Below are 18710 nucleotides of genomic sequence, written 5' to 3' on the forward strand. Positions count from 1 at the left end.
GGTGCAGCCGGTGAAGAGGAGGGCCGCGGCGAGGGCGATCGGCACAGCGAGAAGGGGGCGAGACAGCGGCATGTGGTCCTCCGTGGTGTCAGAAACACCCACCCTCACAAGGCATGGCCCCGCGGACGTCGTTCTCAGGGCTCATTTCGCCCGCCGCTTCCGCTGACGAGCGCGCCCGCCGTCACCCGACCGTCGGTCACGATGAACGTCTCATCGAGGGAATCGCTATGAACGAGGTCGTGCGTGACCAGGAGCGTCGCCGTCTGTCGTTCGTGCGTGAGTCGGGCGATGAGCGCCATGATGACCGCCCCGCGGGCGCGGTCGAGAGCGCTGGTGGGCTCGTCGACGAGGAGCACGCGCGGCTCGTGGACGAGCGCCCGGGCGATCGCGACGCGCTGGCGCTGTCCGCCCGACAACTGCGCCGGTCGTCTGTTCGCGTGCTCCGCGAGCCCGACGGCGTCGAGCAACTCGTCCACTCGCGCACGGATCGCGGGCCTCCGCGTGCGACGGTGGCGTCCCCCCAGCTCGGCCATCGCGCACAGCTGCTCGCGCGCGGTCAGCGCGGGAAGGAGCTGCGGTTGCTGGAACACGATCCCGATGCGCTCGCGGCGAAGAGCGGTCGCATCCGCGCGGCTGAGGCGCGTGGCATCCGTCCCGTCGATGACCACGCGGCCCGCGTCGGGTCGGACGAGGGTCGCGGCGATCGCGAGCAGGCTCGATTTGCCGGAGCCCGATGCTCCGGTCAAGCCGGTCACGACACCGGGACGAGCCTCGAGAGTGGCGTGGTCGACGGCGGTGAGGCGGGCGTCTCCGTCGGGATAGGTGAGGGTGACGTCGTCGAGAAGGATCATCGAGTGCTCCCGAGAGCGGTGAGGGGGTCGGACGAGGTGACGGTGCGCAGCGAAACGGCCGCGCCGAGCACGCCGAGCGCGATCATGATCGCGGCGGGCACGAGGGTCGTCAGGGGGCTGAGGACGAAGGGCAGCGCGCCGCCGGCCAGCGCGCCGAGCAGCGCCGTGAGGCCGATGCCGACCCCCACCCCGACCGCGAGCACCACCAGCGCCTGACCGAGAGCGTCGCGGACGAGAGCGGGGGTGCTCGCCCCGAGGGCCTTGAGCACCGCGATGTCGCCGGAGCGCTGCATGGTCCATACGGTGAAGAACGCGCCGACGACGAGCGCCGAGACGCCGAAGAGCATCGCGATCATGAGCGCGAGCGAGCCGATCTCGGAGCGGAACGTCGACAGGGCGGTGAGGCTCGACAGGGGAGAGGATGCCGTGGTGCCGGTGTCGGCGGCGACGGTGTCCCACGCGGGTGAGCCGGAGACCGCGAGCACGGTCGGCTGTCCCGTTCCGCCCAGACGCTGGTCGAGGGCTGCCCACGCGTTCGACGTGAGCGTGACCACCGGCGTGTGGCTGTACCAGTCGTCGCCCCCGATCGCCGTGACCCGATAGGAGGATCCCGCGATCGTGACCTCGTCTCCGACCGCAGCGCCGAGGTTCTTCGCGGCCCCCGTCGACAGGTCGATCTCGTCGTCGCGGCGGGGAGCGGCGAACGTCGTGCCGGCGTCGAGGCCGAACAGGGCCACCGCGGTCGAGGCGCCGGGTCCCTCGGCGCGCGTCTGCGTGATGCCGACCGGGGCGACCGCGTCGACACCCGCGGCCTCACGCCACGCGTCGACGGTGTCCCGATCGATCGAGGAGTCGGCGAACGTCGCCGCGGCGTCGCCCACCGGCTGCAGCACGAGCCGGTCGGCGGGCAGCGCGAGCACCGCCGAGACGTTCTGGGCGGCGAGGCCTCCGGTGAGGCCCGACAGAAAACCGACGAGCAGGGTGATGAGGGCGACGACCGCCCCGATGAGGGCGAACCGCCCGCGAGCGAAGCGCAGATCGCGCCATGCGACGTACACGCCGCCTCCTTTCGGTCGACGGGTCTCGTCGACGTCCTTCCACCCTCGGCACCGGATGCCGCCGGGTCATCGCCGTCCCGGGCGAACTCTCGTTCCACCTTTCGGATGATCCGCCGGGGCGGCGGCATCCGTAGCCTGGATCGCGACATGTCTCATCGCCCCCTCGCCCCGGTGTTCGCGGGCCTGCGCATCGGGCTACACGCGCTCTTCGCGGGCCTGCTGGCGCTCGTCGTGGTGCGCGTCCTGCTGACGGGTGCGGGAGTGACGCCGATCGTCCTCGCCGTGGTGCTCGGCGCGATCTACGGCGCGGGTGCCTGGGTCGCGCGCGGGGGACGTTCCGCGGCGGGGGTGATCTGGGTGCTCGCCCTCACGGTGGTGTGGGCGGCGCTGGTGTGGCTGGTGCCCGAGGCGGCGTACCTCGTCTTCCCCCTCTTCTTCCTCTACCTGCACGTGTTGCCCGGAGTGGCCGGACCGCTCGCGGTGGTGGCGACCACGGCGCTCACGGTCGCCGCTTTCGCGCTGCACGGCGGCCTCACCGTGGGCGGAGTCGTCGGCCCCGTCGTGGGCGCCGGCGTCGCCCTGCTGATCGGCCTCGGATACGCGGCCCTCGAGCGTCGCGCCGCCGAGCGCGAAGAGCTGATGGCCGAGCTGCTCGCGACGCGCGATCGCCTGGCGGCCGCGGAACGCGAGCAGGGCACGCTCGCCGAGCGCGGGCGCCTCGCGCGCGAGATCCACGACACGGTCGCCCAGGGGCTGTCGAGCATCCAGATGCTGCTGTACGCGGCGGAGCGGGCGGATGCCACCGGCCCCGGCATCGACCACATCCGTCTCGCGCGACAGACCGCCGCCGACGGTCTCGCGGAGACACGGCGGTTCATCCGCGAGCTCGCGCCGCCCAGCCTCACGCACGGTCTCGGACCCGCGCTGGAGCGCCTCGCGCGCGGGTGGGGGGAGCACGCGGGGGTCGCGGTCGACGTCGACGTCCCCGACGAGGTGGTCCTGCCCATGGATGCGCAGACCGCTCTGCTGCGCATCGCGCAGGGAGCCCTCGCCAACGTCGCTCAGCATGCCGCCGCGACGCATGTGCGCGTGAGCCTGAGCACCTCCGACGACGCGGTCCGTCTGACGGTGTCCGACGACGGTCGCGGCTTCGACCCTGACTCGGACGAGGCGCAGGACGGGGGAACCGACTCCTTCGGTCTTCGCGCGATGCGCGAGCGCGTCGACCAGCTCGACGGCACGATCGAGGTGACGAGCGCACCCGCGAGGGGAACAACGGTCGCCGTCACGCTGCCGGGCGGGGGAACGCGATGATCCGCGTCGTGATCGCCGACGATCACCCCGTCGTCCGCGCGGGGGTCCGTGCGCTGCTGGACGCCGAGCCCGACATCGACGTGGTCGGGGAGGCGGCGACGCCCGACGAAGCGGTCGACCTCGCCGGCCGCCTCTCGCCCGAGCTCGTCCTGATGGACCTGCAGTTCGGCGACCGCGCCGCCGGGGCCGAGGCGACCCGACGCGTCCGCGCGCTGGCCGCGCCCCCGTACGTCCTGATCCTCACCAACTACGACACCGACGGGGACATTCTCGGTGCCGTCGAGGCCGGCGCGAGCGGCTACCTCCTCAAGGACGCGCCGCCGCACGAACTGCTCGCCGGCGTCCGCGCCGCCGCAGCCGGACACAGCGCCCTCGCCCCCGCGATCGCGGGCCGCCTCATGGCGCGCCTGCGCGAGCCCCGTATCAGCCTCTCGGCGCGCGAGATCGAGGTGCTGCGGCTCGTGGCGCGCGGCGCCGCGAACGCCGAGGTCGCGGCCCGCCTGCACATCACCGACGCCACCGTGAAGTCGCATCTCGCGCACGTGTTCTCGAAGCTCGGCGTCACCTCGCGCACGGCTGCCGTGTCGTCGGCCCGCTCGCTCGGCATCCTGAGATGAGAACCGCCTCCGCCCCGCCCCGCAAGGCGGACCTCGACGCGGGCTCGCGCTCCTAGACTCGCGAGAGGGGCCGTCTGACGCGCCCCTGCACGATGAACCATCCACGATGAACGGGGATCCAATGCAACTCGCCATGGTCGGTCTCGGACGAATGGGCGCCAACATCGTCCGAAGGCTCATGAAGGACGGTCACGACTGCGTCGTCTTCGACGTGAATCAGGATGCCGTGGCCGCCCTCGTCGCCGAAGGCGCGACCGGCGCGACCAGCATCGCCGACCTCGCCTCGAAGCTGACCAAGCCGCGCGCCGTGTGGCTGATGATCCCCGCGGGCTTGACGGGCACCGTCGTGGATCAGGTCGCGGAGGTGTTCGAGCCCGGCGACATCATCATCGACGGCGGGAACTCGAACTATCGCGACGACGTGCGTCGCGCGGCCAAGCTCAACGAGTCCGGCATCCACTACGTCGATGTGGGCACGAGCGGCGGCGTCTTCGGTCTCGAGCGCGGCTACTGCCTCATGGTCGGCGGCCACGACGAGGCCGTCGCGCACCTCGAGCCGGTACTGCGCACGATCGCCCCCGGCCCCGGCGACGTCGAGCGCACCCCGGGGCGTACGGGCGAGTACGCCACCGAGGAGCGCGGCTACCTGCACTGCGGTCCGTCGGGTGCGGGGCACTTCGTGAAGATGGTCCACAACGGTATCGAGTACGGCATCATGGCCGCGCTCGCCGAGGGACTCAACGTGCTCAACAACGCCGACGCGGGTCTGCACCAGGGCGAGCACTCCGCCGAGGTCGCGCCGCTGGAGGAGCCGGAGTTCTACCAGTTCGACATCGACACCGCGCGCGTGACCGAACTGTGGCGCCGCGGCTCGGTCATCTCGTCGTGGCTGCTCGACCTCACCGCCGCCGCCCTTGAGCAGAACCCCACTCTCGACGGTCTCGCCGGCCGTGTCTCGGACTCGGGAGAGGGCCGCTGGACCGTCAAGGCGGCGGTCGACACCGGCGTTCCGGTCCCCGTGCTCGCCGCCTCGCTGTTCGAGCGTTTCGCCTCGCGCGGGGAAGATCACTTCGCCAACCAGGTGCTGTCGGCCATGCGCCTGCAGTTCGGCGGACACCAGGAGCTTCCCGCCGGCGACGTTCTCGAGGCCGGGTCGAAGAAGGCTGACAGCGGCAAGAGCTGACCCTCGGACGGTGCCCGCCGTGCCGTGTGTGCGGCGGGCACCGGAAAGCAGCGAGACTGGAGGGATGAGCACGTCTGCCCCTCCCCCCTCTGACCGCTACGTCGTCGCCACAGACGGTGCCTGCAAGGGCAACCCGGGTCCGGCCGGTTGGGCATGGGTCGGGGAAGACGGCCACTGGGCGGCGGGCTCGATCCCCGAGGGAACGAACAACATCGGCGAGCTTCTCGGGCTCCTCCACGCGATCACCGATCACGCCGACGTGCGGGAGCTGGTCGTGCAGGCGGATTCGAAGTACGCGATCGACACGTACTCGTCGTGGATGGACGGCCACCGTCGTCGGGGCTGGGTCACGAGCGCGAAGAAGCCGGTCGCGAATCGCGGCATCCTCGAGGCGCTGATCGCCGCCCGTGACGCCCGACGCGCGGCCGGTCTTCCGGACGTCGTGCTGGAACACGTCCGCGGGCACAGCGGTCACGTGCTGAACTCGTGGGCCGACGAGCGGGCCGTGCGCGCATCGCAGCACGCTGCGAAAGGCGAGGAACTGATCTGGACGTCGTTGCGCGGTCTCGAGCGGCTGGACGTCGCTTCGGCGCCACCGCGTTCCGCGGCCGACCGCAACGGGCGCTGAGGCGCGGTTCGGCGGGCGGCGATCCCGGGGCGGCGTCCCGCGGGCGGCGTTCGCCGCGCCGAGGCGCGGCCATAAACGCTCTCCGCCGCGTCGAGGCGCGACCATAAACGCTCTCCGCGCCCATAAACACGTGCGCAGCGCGTTTATGTGAGCGGATCGCGTTTATGCGGCGTCCCGACGCGGCTGCGGATCGGGGCTGACCCGGCCGACTCGCTCAGAAGTCCTTGCTCGCGAGCGCGGGGGTGCGCAGCAACGCGCTCTTCAGGACGTTCTCGCCCGGGTAGAGGCGCGTGCCCTTGAGGCTCCCGAACGCGAACGGCGCGCGCATGTGCCAGATCGAGACGCCCGTGCACCAGCGCGACTGCAGCGGTGCTTGCAGGACCGACTGGTACAGCAGCCCCTGGACGTCGAAGTTCTCGACGCCCGTGGGCGGAGAGCTGTTGTCCTGCTTGGCGAGACCGTCGACGCGGGGTTGCACGCCGACCTCCGTGATCAGGAACGGGATGCGCAGGGCGTCGCAGACGGTCTCGAGCTTGCCGAGGTGGTCGTCGGTCTTCCCCCCGCCGCCCCGCCATCCCGCGGCGAGCTCGTCGACAGTGATGTTCGGCGTATCCGGCGTGTAGACCTTATCGGTGAGAACGACCCACGAATTGATGCCGAACACGTCGAGCAGCCGGGCCATGTGCGGCGTCGACTGCGGGATCCAGAAGGTGTACAGCAGGAAGAGCTCGAGCGTCGTGAACGCCGCGGTGAGTTTGAGCGCCGGCTCCGCATCGCGGAGCTTCTGGATCAGCGGCACCCAGCGGTCGTAGGTGGCGGCATCCGTCTGATGCGGCTGCTCGCACGCGAGTGAGAGGTATTCGACGTCGTTGCGGGCGCAGAGGTCGGCGAAGAAGAGAAGCTGGTCCTCCCAGTTCGCGAAGAACGCATCGAGCGAGGCCGGGGTGTAGTTGCCGCGGTAGAACCCGTCGCCCTGGTCGTTCGTGACGATGTGCGGCTTCACGAGCGTGACGCGGACGCCGCGTTCGCGCGCCTGCTGGAAGACCTTGTCGATCCGATCGTCCGAGACGCGGGTGAAGGTCGTGGAGGTCGGATCGGAGATGAAGCAATAAATGACGAGCGTCGCGTTCGCCCCGAGGCGGGCGATCCGATCCAGTTCTTTCGCCGTGACCGACATCGGCGTGCGCTGGTCGAGGCTCAGCGAGATGCTCAGGTCGCGCTTGAGGGGCGCGACCTTTCCCGCGAAGGTGCGGGTCGACCGCTTCTTGCCCGCGGCGACCTCGAGGGAGAAGCGGTAGGCGCCCTCCTCGGTCGGGCGCCCGACGAGGCTGCCGGCGGCGATGCTCACGCCCGCGGGCAGGGTCCCCGACGTGAGCGTGAGCGTGGCGTCGGCGGCATCCGAGATCCGGCGGACGACGCTGTCCCACGCGGAGAGGCGAAGGTCTTCGGGGCCGTCGGTGGGTGAGGGGCTGGAGCGCGGCGTCGGGGTGGCAGAGCTCGCTCGCGCGCTCGGCGCGGACATGGGCTTCTCGGGGGCGCCGTGGGTCATCACGGTTGCGGCGGCGACGCTTCCGACGCCGAGACCGAGGGCGCCCAGGGCGCCGACGATCATGCTCCGCCGTGACAGCTCCATCAAACCCCTCCCGATGCGATGGCTTCGTCGACCGAGAAGAACTCGTGCTCTCCCGCCGGATCAGCGTAGGACGCGCGGATGAACGGCGTGCCCCGCGAGACCGAATCGTCGGCTTTTCAGGGGCTTCTCTCGGTCGAGCGCGGTCAGACCAGCGTGAGTCGCCGCCGACCCGGATCGAGCACCCACCGCGGAGCGAGGGGTGCACGCAGATGATCGATCAGGGGTATGTGCGTCGTCGGGACCCCGGTCGCGCCGCGGAGCCAAACGAAGACGATCAGCGCGATGAACCCGGTGAGGAGTTTGTCGATCACCGAGGTGAGGAGGTTCGTCGAGAAGGCCGCGGCGACCATCGGCAGCCCCATGGTCTCGAGCGACAGCGTGACGGTGTCCGATCCGTGTCCGGAGAAACCGGCGAAGAGCAGCACGTTGAGGGGTGCTCCGACCAGCGAGCACGCGAGGGCCACCAGCAGGTTCAGCTGGAAGTACCGCACGATGTCGCCGCCCATCCCGAAGCGGCGGACCCCGTACCCCCAGACGAGCGCGCCGACCGCGTTCACGAGCGCGAAGGGTGCGGCCCCGGTAATCCCGACGGCGACCCCGCACAGGTTCGTCAGCAGACCCATGGCCACGCCGTACCAGGGCCCGAACACGATCGCCGCGACGGCGGTGCCGACCATGTCGAGGTAGAGGGGCAGATGGAGCTGCTGCACCACGACGAGCCCCACGACGTTCAGCAGGAGGCACCCGACGAGCGTCAGGGGCGCGAAGCGGCGACGGGTGGGGGCCGCGGGGAGCAGACGGGGTCGCTCGACCGGTGCCGGAGCGTCGACGGCCGGGGTGGGCCGTTGACGAGCGGCGGGTTCGGTGAGGCGGCGCACGCGGTGGTAGCGCTCGACCCATGTCTCGGCCTCCGCGTCGTTCGCGCCGAGGGCGCGGACGATGTCGTGCACGAGAACCGGATCCATGCGCGATCGTCCCGGGCGGAAGACGTCGTAGACGGTCGTGCGTGCCGGGTACGCGGATGCGGCGGGAACTCCGCGTGCGATCCGGAGCTCACCCACGCGACGCGCCAGTTCACCGTACGAGAGGGGGCCGCGGGCGTCTTTGAAGGCCACGAGGTCGCGCGCGATGCGGTCCAGGGAATCGGGTTGATCCTGCGGTGAGGCGGAGAGGACCACGGCAGCCCCTTCTGTCGATCACGGTGGTGCGCTGATCACCCTATCCGCGCGATCCGTCCTCGTTACGCTGGAGTCTTCCCTGTGATGTCGACGCTCCGCGTCGCGCTCGAAAAGGAGCCCCTCATTCCCGAGTCCCGTATCCGTGCCCTTCGCACCGCGTCCCTCGTCATCGCGGGCCTCGGTGCCTCCGCCACCATGAGCACCCTCGGTTCGTGGTGGACACCGCTCATCCTCCTGATCGCCACCGCCGGCGCGCTGCTGGTGGTGTTGCGCACACCGGCCGGGGCGGTGGCATCCCGTGCCCTGGTGCCGGTGCTCGTCGTCGTGGTGGCGCTGACGGTCGCGGGTGTCCTCGGGGCGCTGGGCGTCCTGCCGAACGGGTGGGTCTGGGCTGCGCTCGGCGCGTACATCGTGGCGTGGGGCGAGTACCTCGTGTCGCAGACGATCGCGCGGTCGCGGGGAACGACGGCCCTCTGAGCCGTCTCGCTATGCCTCGGTCGTGCCCTGATGGAAGAGGCACCGCGGGTCGGGCGAGACGGTCCACAGTGACGACCGGCGGCTCACGCGACCGTCGAAGCGCAGCACGTACTCGAGCAGCACGGTGTCGGACGCGACGGTCCGGGCCGCACGTTCCGTCATCGTCCCCGGCGCCTCGCCCGGATCGTCGCGCAGTGCAGCGATGATCGCTCCCTTGGTCCATCGGCGTCCGGACTGGCCGACCTCGACGAAGGCGTCGTCGAGCAGTCGGTCGACTTCGGCAGGGACGCGGCGGACGGCCGGGTCGAGCAGGCGTTCCTCGGCGGCCCAGGCTGCCGCGACCAGCGCGTCGGTGTCTTGGACTCGGAACCGTGTGAGGGTATCCGGTACGGGGCTCGTGCTCCCGGAGACGCGGTCGCGGCGCAGGACGCTGTAGGCGACGGATGCCACGGGCTCAGCGCCCTCGACCGGCCACCCGTCGCGGTAGTACGCCTCGCACACCCACCCTCCGCGCTCGAACGCGCGGCGCATCGCGAGGTTGTCCTCGCGCGTCTGGCCCTCGAGCCGGAGGACATTCACTCGGGTCGAGAACACGCGATCACGCGCCAGCGCGAGGGCCGTCGTTCCGAAGCCGTGCCCGCGCCAGACCTCGGCGAGGCGGAGGTCGATCATCGCCGTGGCGTCCCCGAGGTCGTCGAGCCGGATGAGCCCGACGCGGCCGCGGTCGCCGTCGAGCCAGTAGGCCTCGGTGTCGTCGCCGTGCCACGCTCCGTCCTCGATCGCCCGTTCCACGTCTGCGGCCGTGAGACGCGATCGCACGTGGAAGGGGAAGACGTTCGTCGTGAGGAAAGCGATGAGCTCCGCGCGGTCACGCCGCGACGGATCCATCGGGGTGAGCGACAGGGGCATGCCCCCCACCGTAGACACCCGGGGCACCGATGCCGAGGGCCCGGATGCCGAGCGGGTGGCATCCGGGCCCTCGGGGGATCGATCAGGCGGTGACCGACGTGGTGGTCGGGATCCAGCCGAGGGCCGGGGCGACGTGGCGCGCGAAGTTCTCGACGAGTCGGAGATTGAACTCGACGCCCATCTGCGACGGGATCGTGAGCATCAGGGTGTCGGCGCTCATCACGGCGGCGTCGTTCTGCAGCTGCTCGACGAGCACGTCGGGGGTCGCGGCGTAGGTCTTGCCGAAGGTCGAGCGCATGCCGTCGATCACGCCGATCTGGTCGCTGCCGGCCGAGCCGCCGAAGTACATCTCGTCTTCGGCGGTGACGATCGGGAAGATGCTGCGGCTGACCGAGGTGCGCGGCTCGCCCTCGTGCCCGGCCTCGCGCCACGCGGCGCGGAACGCGTCGAGTTGCTGCGCTTGCAGGAGGTCGAACGGCGTGCCGTCCGCCTCGGTGAGGAGCGTCGACGACATGAGGTTGACGCCGACGCGGCCCGCCCACTCGGCGGTCGCCGTCGTGCCGGCGCCCCACCAGATGCGCTTCCGGAGTCCGGGGGAGTGCGGCTCGATGCGCTGCAGACCGGTGCCACCGCCGAACGGGCTCATCGGGTCGCGCTCCGCGAGACCCTCGCCGTCGATCGCGCGCAGGAACAGGTCGAAGTGCTCGCGAGCGATGTCGCCGCCGCGCGGGTCCTGCGAACCCGTGTACCCGAACGCCTCGTATCCGCGCACGACCGTCTCGGGTGACCCACGGCTCACACCGAGGGCGAGGCGGTTGCCGCTGATCAGGTCGACGGATGCCGCCTCCTCGGCGAGCATGAGCGGGTTCTCGTAGCGCATGTCGATGACGCCGGTGCCGACCTCGATGCGCGAGGTGCGGGCCGCGATCGCCGCGAGCAGGGGCATGGGGGCCGCCTGCTGGCGCGCGAAGTGGTGCACGCGGAACGAAACGCCGTTGACCCCGAGGTCATCCATGCCCTGGGCGAGGTCGATCGCCTGGAGCATCGAGTCGCCGGCGGTGAGCTGGCGACCGCCGCCGAGGGGGCCGTAGTGGCCGAAGGAGAGTGTGCCGAAGGAGCGCATGTACGGTGCAACGCGGCATCCGTCAATCTATTCCCACGCATGAACTTGCCGTGACACGATGCACAGGATGGACGCGGATCACGGCAGCGAGCTCGAGCGTCTTCGCGCGCGGGCGTACGGTCCGAACGCCGACATCGGGGGCGACCCCGCTGCCGTCGCGCGTCTGCGTGAACTCGAAGACCTCGAGCGGATGCGCACTGCCCCGCTCGAGGCCGAGACCGAGGCGGATCCTGACGGCGTCGCCGACGTGCCCCGGGCCGACCCGGAACCGGAGGAGACGGAGCCGGAGGAGACGGAGCCCACGCCGCGGCGCCCGATCCTCCGTTCGCGTCGTCGGGTGTGGGTTGCGGCGCTGGCGGTGGCGGGGATCGTGGCCCTCACGAGCGCGGCCACCGCCGCCGGGGTGAGCTTCACGGCCGTGGATCGCACCTCGGGGATCGCGCAGACGGACACCCTCACGGCCGATCCCGACGCGGAACTCGGATCGGCGGGATACCTCGGACTCGATCCCGAGCAGACCCGGGGATTCGCCGACTACTACGGGCTGACCGTGTTCTCGGGCGTTGCGCAGATCGACTCCGAGGGCAACCAGGCGGAGTGCCTCATCGCGCTCAACACCACCGAGGTGCGCGACGCGGACTCCCCGCGCTCCGCGCCTCGGGGGACCCGTTTCGGTGGATGCGGAGCCGGTCCCTTTCCGGCCAGCGTCGAGTTCATCGTGACGTCGTCGTTCCCCGAGCCGTTCCGCGCCCGCTATCCCGTGGGCACGGCGATGCAGTTCGTGCTCGACGACGGCGACGTCGGGGTCTTCAGCGCCGACGGTTGAGTCGAGGAGCGGTGGCGGTCCATCTGCATGACCGGTGGGGCGGGTGGGGCGCCCGGACCTCCGCGAGAGCACTCCCGCCCCTCGGATCATGCAGATGAGCCACGCCCCCATCGGGCGAGACCCCGGCGGATGAGAGGGTGGAACAGTGACCCCCCTCCTCGAGCACGTGCCCGCCGGCAGCGATCCGGATGCCGTGTACCTCGGCTTCGTCGAGTGGGCGGCCTCGCGCGGGCTGACGCTCTACCCCGCGCAGGACGAGGCGATCATCGAGATCGTCTCGGGCGCGAACGTGATTCTGTCGACACCGACGGGGACGGGGAAGTCACTCGTCGCGGTCGCCGCGCACGCGGCCTCCCTCGCCCGGGGCGGCCGCAGCTACTACACGGCCCCGATCAAGGCGCTCGTGAGCGAGAAGTTCTTCGCGCTCGTCGACATCTTCGGCGCCGAGAACGTCGGGATGGTCACCGGCGACTCCTCGGTCAACGCCGATGCACCGATCATCTGCTGCACGGCGGAGATCCTCGCGAACCTCGCCCTGCGCCAGGGGGCCGACGCGGACGTGGACCAGGTCGTCATGGACGAGTTCCACTACTACGGCGAAGCCGACCGGGGCTGGGCGTGGCAGGTGCCGCTGCTGTTGCTGAACCGCGCGCAGTTCATCCTCATGTCGGCGACGCTCGGCGACGTCGAGGACATCGCCGACGACCTCTCGCGCCGCACGGACCGGCCCACCGCGCGGGTCACCGGTGTCGAGCGCCCTGTGCCGCTGCACTTCGAGTACGCCCGCACGCCCGTCCACGAGACGGTCCAGGAACTGCTCGACACCAAGCAGGCGCCGATATACGTCGTCCACTTCTCCCAGGCGGCGGCGATGGAGCGAGCGCAGGCGCTGTCGTCGATCCGCATCATCGGCCGCGAGCAGCGCGACGAGATCGCCGAGGCGATCGGCGGCTTCCGCTTCACGACCGGCTTCGGCAAGACGCTGTCGCGCTACGTGCGCGCCGGCATCGGCGTGCACCACGCCGGTATGCTGCCGCGCTACCGCCGCCTCGTCGAGACGCTCGCGCAGCGCGGCCTGCTGCGCGTGATCTGCGGCACCGACACCCTGGGCGTCGGCATCAACGTGCCGATCCGCACCGTGCTCATGACCGCGCTGACGAAGTACGACGGCACGCGCATGCGTCAGCTCTCGGCGCGCGAGTTCCATCAGATCGCCGGACGGGCGGGGCGTGCGGGCTACGACACCGCCGGCACGGTCGTCGTCATGGCGCCCGATCACGAGATCGAGAACGCCGCTCAAATCCTCAAGGCCGGCGACGACCTCAAGAAGCAGAAGAAGATCGTGCGCAAGAAGGCGCCGCAGGGCTTCGTCAACTGGACGGAGCAGAGCTACGACCGCCTCGTCGCGGCCGAGCCCGAGCCGCTCGTGCCGCAGATGAAGCTCACCGCCGCCATGTTGATCAACGTCATCGCGCGCGGCGGCGACGTTTTCGGTAACGTCCGCTCGCTGGTGTTCGACAACCACGAGCCGCGCCCGCGCCAGTACGAGCTCGCGCGCCGAGCGCTCGCGATCTTCCGCACCCTGGTGCAGGCGGGCGTGGTCGAGGCGGGGGCCGACGGCATCCGGCTCACCGTCGATCTGCAGCCGAACTTCGCGCTCAACCAGCCGCTGTCGCCGTTCGCGCTCGCCGCGATCGAGATGCTCGACCCGGAGGTCGAGCTGGGCAGGGGCCCGGATGCCACGCCCCCGGCGTCATCGGTCGGAACCGGCCACTACGCGCTCGACGTCGTCAGCGTCATCGAGGCGACGCTCGACGATCCGCGCCCGATCTTGTCGCAACAGCAGTTCCGCGCGCGCGGCGAGGCGGTCGCGGCGATGAAGCGTGAGGGCATCGAGTACGACGAGCGCATGGAGTTGCTCGAGGAGATCACCTGGCCGAAGCCGCTGGACGAGCTGCTCGCGCAGGCGTACGAGGTCTTCGCCTCCAGCCAGCCCTGGATCCGCGACTTCGAACTGTCGCCCAAGTCGGTCGTGCGCGACATGTTCGAGCGGGCGTGCTCGTTCGGCGAGTACGTGTCGCTGTATCAGCTCGCCCGGAGCGAGGGGTTGGTGCTGCGGTACCTCAGCGACGCGTACCGGGCGATCCGCCAGACCGTGCCGGTGGATGCGCAGACGCCCGACCTGCTCGACCTGATCGCCTGGCTCGGAGAACTGGTGCGCCAGGTCGACTCGAGCCTCGTCGACGAGTGGGAGCAGCTCATCAATCCTGCCGACGACCCGTCCGCCCCGGTGGTGCCGCCCGCGCCGCCGTCGATCCTCACGAACCGCCGCGCGTTCGTCGTGCTCGTGCGTAACGAGATGTTCCGGCGCGTGCAGCTCGCTGCCCTGCAGAAGGACGAGGAGCTCGTCGAGCTCGACCCCGACGTCGACTGGCCCGGCGTGCTCGACCGCTACTTTGACGAGCACGACGCGATCGGCACGGGCGGTGCCGCGCGTTCGTCGGCGTACGTCGACATCGACGAGTCGGCCGCCGCCGAGGGCATCTGGCGCGTCGAGCAGACGATCGACGACCCCGCGGGCGACCACGACTGGCGCATCCGTGCCGAGGTCGACCTCGCCGCCTCCGAGGAGGAGGGGACCGCGATCGTGCGGGTCACCGAGGTGCTGCGGCTCTGACCGTTCCTCCCCAGGGGGTATGGGGTGAATTCCTTCCCGGGATGGCGCCCTCCCGGGCCCGGCCGAAGCATCGGTCGCCTAGAGTCGTGCCATCCCGGTGAAAGAAAGAAGGAGCCGCTCGTGGAGACTCTTCCGCTCATCTCGACCGCGATAGGTCTCGTTCTGTCGGGCTCGGCGGCCATTCTCGGAGGCACGAAATGGATGCTGACCCGGGTGGAGCAGCGCACCGACGCCCGTTTTGCTCGCGTGGACGAGCGTTTCGATCGGATGGACGCGCGCTTCGAACGGCTTGAGGCTCACACGGATGGACGCTTCGCCACGGTCGGGGACTCGCTGGTAGAGGTCAAGCTCGGTCTCGCACGCCTGGAGGCTCGCACTGATGAGCGTTTCTCCGCGGTCGGGCACTCTCTCGGCGAGGTCAAACTCGCTCTCGCGCGGCTGGAGGGTCCCCACCCTCCGTTCATGATCGCTCGGGGCTGACTGTTCGAGCGGCTCTGGTATCGACCCCGCTCGTCCGAGATGCCTGAGCCTGTCGAAGCCGGCGGAACCCGTATGGACCGACGGATGCCGAGGCCCTGAGGCCCCGGCATCCGGTGTCTTCGTGCGTGTTTACGACTTGCGGGCGACGCGGTTCTCTGCGCTGACCATCCACGAGAGCTGCTCGAGACGCTCGAGGACCCCGTGCAGGATGTCGGCGCTGGTGGGGTCTTCGTCGTCGACGTCGTCGTGGACCTCGCGGACCGTTCCGACGGTCGCATCGAGGCGTTCGGTGATGAGGTCGATGACCTCGGACGTGTCGACCTCTCCCTGCGGGAACTCGGGCAGGGTCGTCGTCTCGGCGATCGTGTCGCTGCGGCCGTCGGGCAGCGCGTGCAGGGCACGCATACGCTCGGCGACCTCGTCGCTGAACTCGCGGGCCGCGTCGATGATCTCGTCGAGCTGCAGGTGAGTGTCGCGGAAGTTCTTGCCGACGACGTTCCAGTGGGCCTGCTTGCCCTGGATCGAGAGCTCGATCAGATCGACCAGCACGGCCTGGAGGCTGTCGGTAAGTTTCTCCGACGCCTGGAAGCCCTTCTCGGCGTTCTGCTCGTCGGTCGTTTCGGGGCCGCTGCCACCGCGCGCGGGGCGGCGGCGGTTCTTGGTCGGGGTGTCCTTGGTGGTCGTGGACATGCACGTTCCTTTCACTCGCGGTGTCAGCGACGTTAGAGGTGCCGACCGAGCGGAGGGCGGGGGTTGTGCCTCGCCGAGTGTCGCGGTAATCGGAAGCGGACGTTTCGGATCGTCGCGCTCGTGGTCGAGGGCACCGCGACCGCGCATGTGCCGCTGTCAAGGATCTCGCCGTCGCCGTCGATACGACGCTCCCGTAGCCGCTCCCCGCCAGATCGACAACCCCGCCGTATCGAGACAGGAGCGTTCTTAGCGTGGGGACGTGCCCTCGACCCCGCCTCCACCTTCCCGGCCGCTCCGCGACTACGCCGGGATCGGCGACGGGCGAACGGTCGCGCTGATCGGCCGTGACGGATCGATCGACTGGCTGCCGCTGCCGAACATCCACTCGCGCCCGGTCTTCGCGCGGCTCGTGGACGAGTCGGCCGGCGGGTGCATCGAACTCGCTCCCGTGGGGGAGTACGAGGTGACCCGCCGCTACATCCCGCGCACCAACGTGCTCGAAACCACGTTCACGACCGAGAGCGGCGTCGCGACACTGACGGACGCCATGGTGACCGGCATCGCGGGCCGTCTGCCCTGGGCCGAGCTCGCCCGCCGTGTGGAAGGCGTGAAGGGCGAGGTCGAGTTCGCCTGGTGCGTGCAGCCCGGCACCATGCTGCGCTCGGCCGCGCCCTGGACCGAGCGGATCGACGGCTTCACCGTGATGCGCGTTGGCCACGTGTCGCTCGCCGTGGTCGGCCACGAGCATGGCATGCGAGGTGAACCGGATGCCGGGAACGAGAGCATCGAGGGCGGGTTCACGACGTCGAAGGGGTCGCGCCATCTCCTCGTCGTCGCGGCGACCGAGGGGGAGCCGCTGCGGATCCCGGACGCGCAGAACGTCGATCGGGGCATTGACCGCACCGTGGACGGGTGGACGATGTGGTCCGACGAGTTCGCGTACGACGGGCCGTGGGCCGAGGACGTGCAGCGCAGTGCCCTCGCGCTGAAACTCCTGCTGTTCAGCCCGACCGGGGCGATCGCGGCCGCGGCGACGACGTCGCTCCCGGAGAACCCGCGGGGCGGGAAGAACTGGGATTACCGCTACGCCTGGGTCCGCGACCTGGCCTACACCGCGCACGCGTGGGTGGGTTTCGGCCTCCGCGAGGAGACGCACGCGGCGATCTCGTGGTTGCTGCGCACGATCCGCAAGAACGGTCCCGAGGTGCAGGTCATGTACACCCTGGACGGGGACGCCGAGATCGGGCTCGAGAAGCACGAGGTCCCGGGCTGGAACGGCAATCAGCCCGTCGTGACCGGGAACCCCGCACAGGGCCAATTGCAGCTCGGCGTGTACGGCGACCTCATCGCCCTGTGCCGCACCTACGTCGAGGCCGGCAACCGCCTCGACATCCAGACCGGCCGCCTCCTCGCCGACGTCGCCGACCGCACGTGCGATCTCTGGCGGCGCGAGGACTCGGGCATGTGGGAGCTCCCGGAGCTGCGCCATTACACCTCGTCGAAGATGGGGTGCTGGAAAGCCCTCGACGACGCGCAATGGCTCGCCCAGGGCGGGCACATCCCCGACAACGGCGACCGCTGGCGCGCCGAGCGCGACCGCATCCACACCTGGGTCGAGGAGCACTGCTGGTCGGAGAAGCTCGAGGCGTACACGATGGCGCCCGGGACCGAAGACCTCGACGCCTCGGTCCTCTTGCACGCTCCCACGGGTTTCGACCGCGGCGAGCGGATGTCGAAGACCCTGGACGCCCTCACCGAACGCCTCGGCACCGAGAATCACCTCGTCTACCGCTATACGGGCATGGACCAGGAGGAGCAGACGTTCGTCGCCTGTGCCTTCTGGCGGGCCACCGCTCTCGCCTGTGTCGGCCGGCACGACGAGGCGATCGAGGCGATGGACGCCCTCGTCGCGCAGGCGAACGACGTCGGCGTCTACTCCGAGATGATCGCCGAGTCCGACGGGGCGTTCTGGGGCAACCTCCCGCAGGCCCTGAGCCACCTCGCCCTCATCAATGCCGCTCTCGTCATCCGCGATGTCGTGGATGCCGAGGAACTCGGCGGCCGTTGAACCGGCCGGGTACGTGACACCCGGCATCCATCCCCCACCGAAAGGACGTGTCATGAGCACGCAGTACACCTTCACCGACCCCACGAAGCTCTACGCCGACATCGAGCCGCAGGCGCAGGATCAGCCCGAGCCCGGGCTCGATGCCGAGCTGATCCCGAAGGCCGCTCTCGGCGAGGACACCTACGTCGGCAGCGATCGCCTGAAGGGTCGGAAGGCCCTCATCACCGGTGCCGACTCGGGCATCGGCGCGGCCACCGCGATCGCCTTCGCCCGCGAGGGCGCTTCGGTGGCGATGTCGTACCTGCCCGAGGAGCAGGTGGATGCCGACCGCATCGCCGGCATCCTGCGTGAGGCCGGAGCGACCGTCGTGCAGATCCCCGGCGACCTGCGCGAGCGGGAGTACGCCCGCACGCTCGTGAAGGAAGCGGTCGAGGGGCTCGGCGGTCTCGACATCGTCGTCAACAACGGCGGCAAGCAGATCTTCAACGAAGACGTCACGACCCTCTCGGATGAGCAGTTCGACGACACCTTCAAGACCAACGTGTACGCGATGTTCTGGATCTGCAAAGAGGCGGTGCCCCACCTGAAGCCCGGTTCGACGATCATCAACACCACGTCGATCCAGGCGTACTCGCCGGCGCCGATCCTGGTGGACTACGCCTCGACGAAGTCGACGATCAACACCTTCACGAAGGCGCTCGGCCAGCAGCTCGCCCCGAAGGGCATCCGCGTGAACGCCGTGGCGCCGGGACCCATCTGGACGCCGTTGCAGGTGACCGACGGCCAGCCGAACGAGAAAGTCGACGAGTTCGGTGAGGAGACGCCGCTCGGACGCATGGGCCAGCCGGCCGAGCTCGCGCCCGCGTACGTGTACCTCGCCTCGGCGGAGTCGAGCTACGTGATCGGCGAGACGCTCAACGTCAACGGCGGCATGCCGACGCCGTAAGCATTTCGCCAAGAGGGGCCGTCGTCCGGGTGCGGGCGGCGGCCCTTCCGCG

Annotated in this window: 17 protein-coding genes; 10 read left to right on the forward strand and 7 right to left on the reverse strand. The window is 70.2% G+C overall.

The annotated features are described in order from the left end of the window. Positions 1-134: 134 nt before the first annotated feature. On the reverse strand, positions 135-851 hold the full coding sequence (locus tag P2P98_RS15210) for an ABC transporter ATP-binding protein (RefSeq protein WP_275800988.1): 717 nt from the start codon (positions 849-851) through the stop codon (positions 135-137). Further along, complete coding sequence (locus P2P98_RS15215) at positions 848-1909, reverse strand: ABC transporter permease (protein WP_275800990.1); 1062 nt, start codon at positions 1907-1909, stop codon at positions 848-850. The genes P2P98_RS15210 and P2P98_RS15215 overlap by 4 nt, the downstream gene beginning before the upstream one ends. Before the next feature lie 147 nt (positions 1910-2056). On the opposite strand from P2P98_RS15215, the gene P2P98_RS15220 reads away from it, so the two are divergent. The 4 genes from P2P98_RS15220 (at position 2057) to P2P98_RS15235 (ending at position 5651) form a co-directional block, all read left to right on the forward strand. Beyond that, on the forward strand, positions 2057-3223 hold the full coding sequence (locus P2P98_RS15220) for a sensor histidine kinase (protein WP_275800991.1): 1167 nt from the start codon (positions 2057-2059) through the stop codon (positions 3221-3223). Continuing rightward, complete coding sequence (locus P2P98_RS15225; protein WP_275800992.1) at positions 3220-3840, forward strand: response regulator transcription factor; 621 nt, start codon at positions 3220-3222, stop codon at positions 3838-3840. Before P2P98_RS15220 ends, P2P98_RS15225 begins: the two co-directional genes overlap by 4 nt. Positions 3841-3946: 106 nt before the next feature. Further along, positions 3947-5023, forward strand: coding sequence for a phosphogluconate dehydrogenase (NAD(+)-dependent, decarboxylating) (gene gnd / locus P2P98_RS15230; protein ID WP_275800993.1), 1077 nt, complete (start codon positions 3947-3949; stop codon positions 5021-5023). 64 nt (positions 5024-5087) lie between these two features. Then, complete coding sequence (locus P2P98_RS15235) at positions 5088-5651, forward strand: ribonuclease H (RefSeq protein ID WP_275800994.1); 564 nt, start codon at positions 5088-5090, stop codon at positions 5649-5651. 214 nt (positions 5652-5865) lie between these two features. Here P2P98_RS15235 and P2P98_RS15240 read toward each other — a convergent pair whose 3' ends face one another. Both P2P98_RS15240 and P2P98_RS15245 read right to left on the reverse strand, forming a co-directional pair. Beyond that, positions 5866-7284, reverse strand: a complete 1419-nt coding sequence (locus P2P98_RS15240) for a putative Ig domain-containing protein (protein ID WP_275800995.1) — start codon at positions 7282-7284, stop codon at positions 5866-5868. 143 nt (positions 7285-7427) lie between these two features. After that, complete coding sequence (locus P2P98_RS15245; protein ID WP_275800996.1) at positions 7428-8462, reverse strand: ECF transporter S component; 1035 nt, start codon at positions 8460-8462, stop codon at positions 7428-7430. An 84-nt stretch (positions 8463-8546) separates the two neighbouring features. On the opposite strand from P2P98_RS15245, the gene P2P98_RS15250 reads away from it, so the two are divergent. Further along, complete coding sequence (locus tag P2P98_RS15250) at positions 8547-8939, forward strand: hypothetical protein (RefSeq protein WP_275800997.1); 393 nt, start codon at positions 8547-8549, stop codon at positions 8937-8939. A 9-nt stretch (positions 8940-8948) separates the two neighbouring features. On the opposite strand, the gene P2P98_RS19235 is transcribed toward P2P98_RS15250, so the two are convergent. Next, complete coding sequence (locus P2P98_RS19235; RefSeq protein WP_345799729.1) at positions 8949-9848, reverse strand: GNAT family N-acetyltransferase; 900 nt, start codon at positions 9846-9848, stop codon at positions 8949-8951. Positions 9849-9930: 82 nt separating this feature from the next. Then, positions 9931-10971 (reverse strand): LLM class flavin-dependent oxidoreductase, encoded by a 1041-nt coding sequence (locus P2P98_RS15265; protein WP_275800998.1) that lies wholly within the window; start codon positions 10969-10971, stop codon positions 9931-9933. Between the two features lie 67 nt (positions 10972-11038). On the opposite strand from P2P98_RS15265, the gene P2P98_RS15270 reads away from it, so the two are divergent. The 3 genes from P2P98_RS15270 (at position 11039) to P2P98_RS15280 (ending at position 14954) form a co-directional block, all read left to right on the forward strand. Further along, positions 11039-11797, forward strand: a complete 759-nt coding sequence (locus tag P2P98_RS15270; protein ID WP_275800999.1) for a hypothetical protein — start codon at positions 11039-11041, stop codon at positions 11795-11797. A 145-nt stretch (positions 11798-11942) separates the two neighbouring features. Then, a complete protein-coding gene (locus P2P98_RS15275) occupies positions 11943-14474 on the forward strand; it encodes a DEAD/DEAH box helicase (protein ID WP_275801000.1) in 2532 nt (843 codons plus the stop codon). Between the two features lie 120 nt (positions 14475-14594). After that, entirely contained in the window at positions 14595-14954 is a 360-nt protein-coding gene (locus P2P98_RS15280; RefSeq protein ID WP_275801001.1) for a hypothetical protein, read from the forward strand. Between the two features lie 129 nt (positions 14955-15083). Here the strand turns inward: P2P98_RS15280 and P2P98_RS15285 are convergent, their stop codons facing one another. Beyond that, a complete protein-coding gene (locus P2P98_RS15285; protein WP_058594985.1) occupies positions 15084-15644 on the reverse strand; it encodes a DNA starvation/stationary phase protection protein in 561 nt (186 codons plus the stop codon). 259 nt (positions 15645-15903) lie between these two features. On the opposite strand from P2P98_RS15285, the gene P2P98_RS15290 reads away from it, so the two are divergent. Beyond that, positions 15904-17712, forward strand: coding sequence for a glycoside hydrolase family 15 protein (locus P2P98_RS15290; RefSeq protein WP_275801002.1), 1809 nt, complete (start codon positions 15904-15906; stop codon positions 17710-17712). Between the two features lie 52 nt (positions 17713-17764). Continuing rightward, positions 17765-18658: an SDR family oxidoreductase gene (locus P2P98_RS15295; RefSeq protein ID WP_275801003.1), complete on the forward strand. Its 894-nt coding sequence runs from the start codon at positions 17765-17767 to the stop codon at positions 18656-18658. Positions 18659-18710: the final 52 nt, after the last annotated feature.

Origin of the sequence: Microbacterium sp. Kw_RZR3 (genome assembly GCF_029222405.1) — a bacterium.
Taxonomy (GTDB): Bacteria; Actinomycetota; Actinomycetes; order Actinomycetales; family Microbacteriaceae; genus Microbacterium.

What these genes read in the sequence shown, in the direction of transcription:
- P2P98_RS15210 (WP_275800988.1), bottom strand. Translation starts at nt 851, where the DNA reads ATGATCCTTCTCGACGACGTCACCCTCACCTATCCCGACGGAGACGCC.
- P2P98_RS15220 (WP_275800991.1), top strand. Translation starts at nt 2,057, where the DNA reads ATGTCTCATCGCCCCCTCGCCCCGGTGTTCGCGGGCCTGCGCATCGGG.
- P2P98_RS15225 (WP_275800992.1), top strand. Translation starts at nt 3,220, where the DNA reads ATGATCCGCGTCGTGATCGCCGACGATCACCCCGTCGTCCGCGCGGGG.
- gnd (WP_275800993.1), top strand. Translation starts at nt 3,947, where the DNA reads ATGAACGGGGATCCAATGCAACTCGCCATGGTCGGTCTCGGACGAATG.
- P2P98_RS15235 (WP_275800994.1), top strand. Translation starts at nt 5,088, where the DNA reads ATGAGCACGTCTGCCCCTCCCCCCTCTGACCGCTACGTCGTCGCCACA.
- P2P98_RS15240 (WP_275800995.1), bottom strand. Translation starts at nt 7,284, where the DNA reads ATGGAGCTGTCACGGCGGAGCATGATCGTCGGCGCCCTGGGCGCCCTC.
- P2P98_RS15250 (WP_275800997.1), top strand. Translation starts at nt 8,547, where the DNA reads ATGTCGACGCTCCGCGTCGCGCTCGAAAAGGAGCCCCTCATTCCCGAG.
- P2P98_RS19235 (WP_345799729.1), bottom strand. Translation starts at nt 9,848, where the DNA reads ATGCCCCTGTCGCTCACCCCGATGGATCCGTCGCGGCGTGACCGCGCG.
- P2P98_RS15265 (WP_275800998.1), bottom strand. Translation starts at nt 10,971, where the DNA reads ATGCGCTCCTTCGGCACACTCTCCTTCGGCCACTACGGCCCCCTCGGC.
- P2P98_RS15270 (WP_275800999.1), top strand. Translation starts at nt 11,039, where the DNA reads ATGGACGCGGATCACGGCAGCGAGCTCGAGCGTCTTCGCGCGCGGGCG.
- P2P98_RS15285 (WP_058594985.1), bottom strand. Translation starts at nt 15,644, where the DNA reads ATGTCCACGACCACCAAGGACACCCCGACCAAGAACCGCCGCCGCCCC.
- P2P98_RS15295 (WP_275801003.1), top strand. Translation starts at nt 17,765, where the DNA reads ATGAGCACGCAGTACACCTTCACCGACCCCACGAAGCTCTACGCCGAC.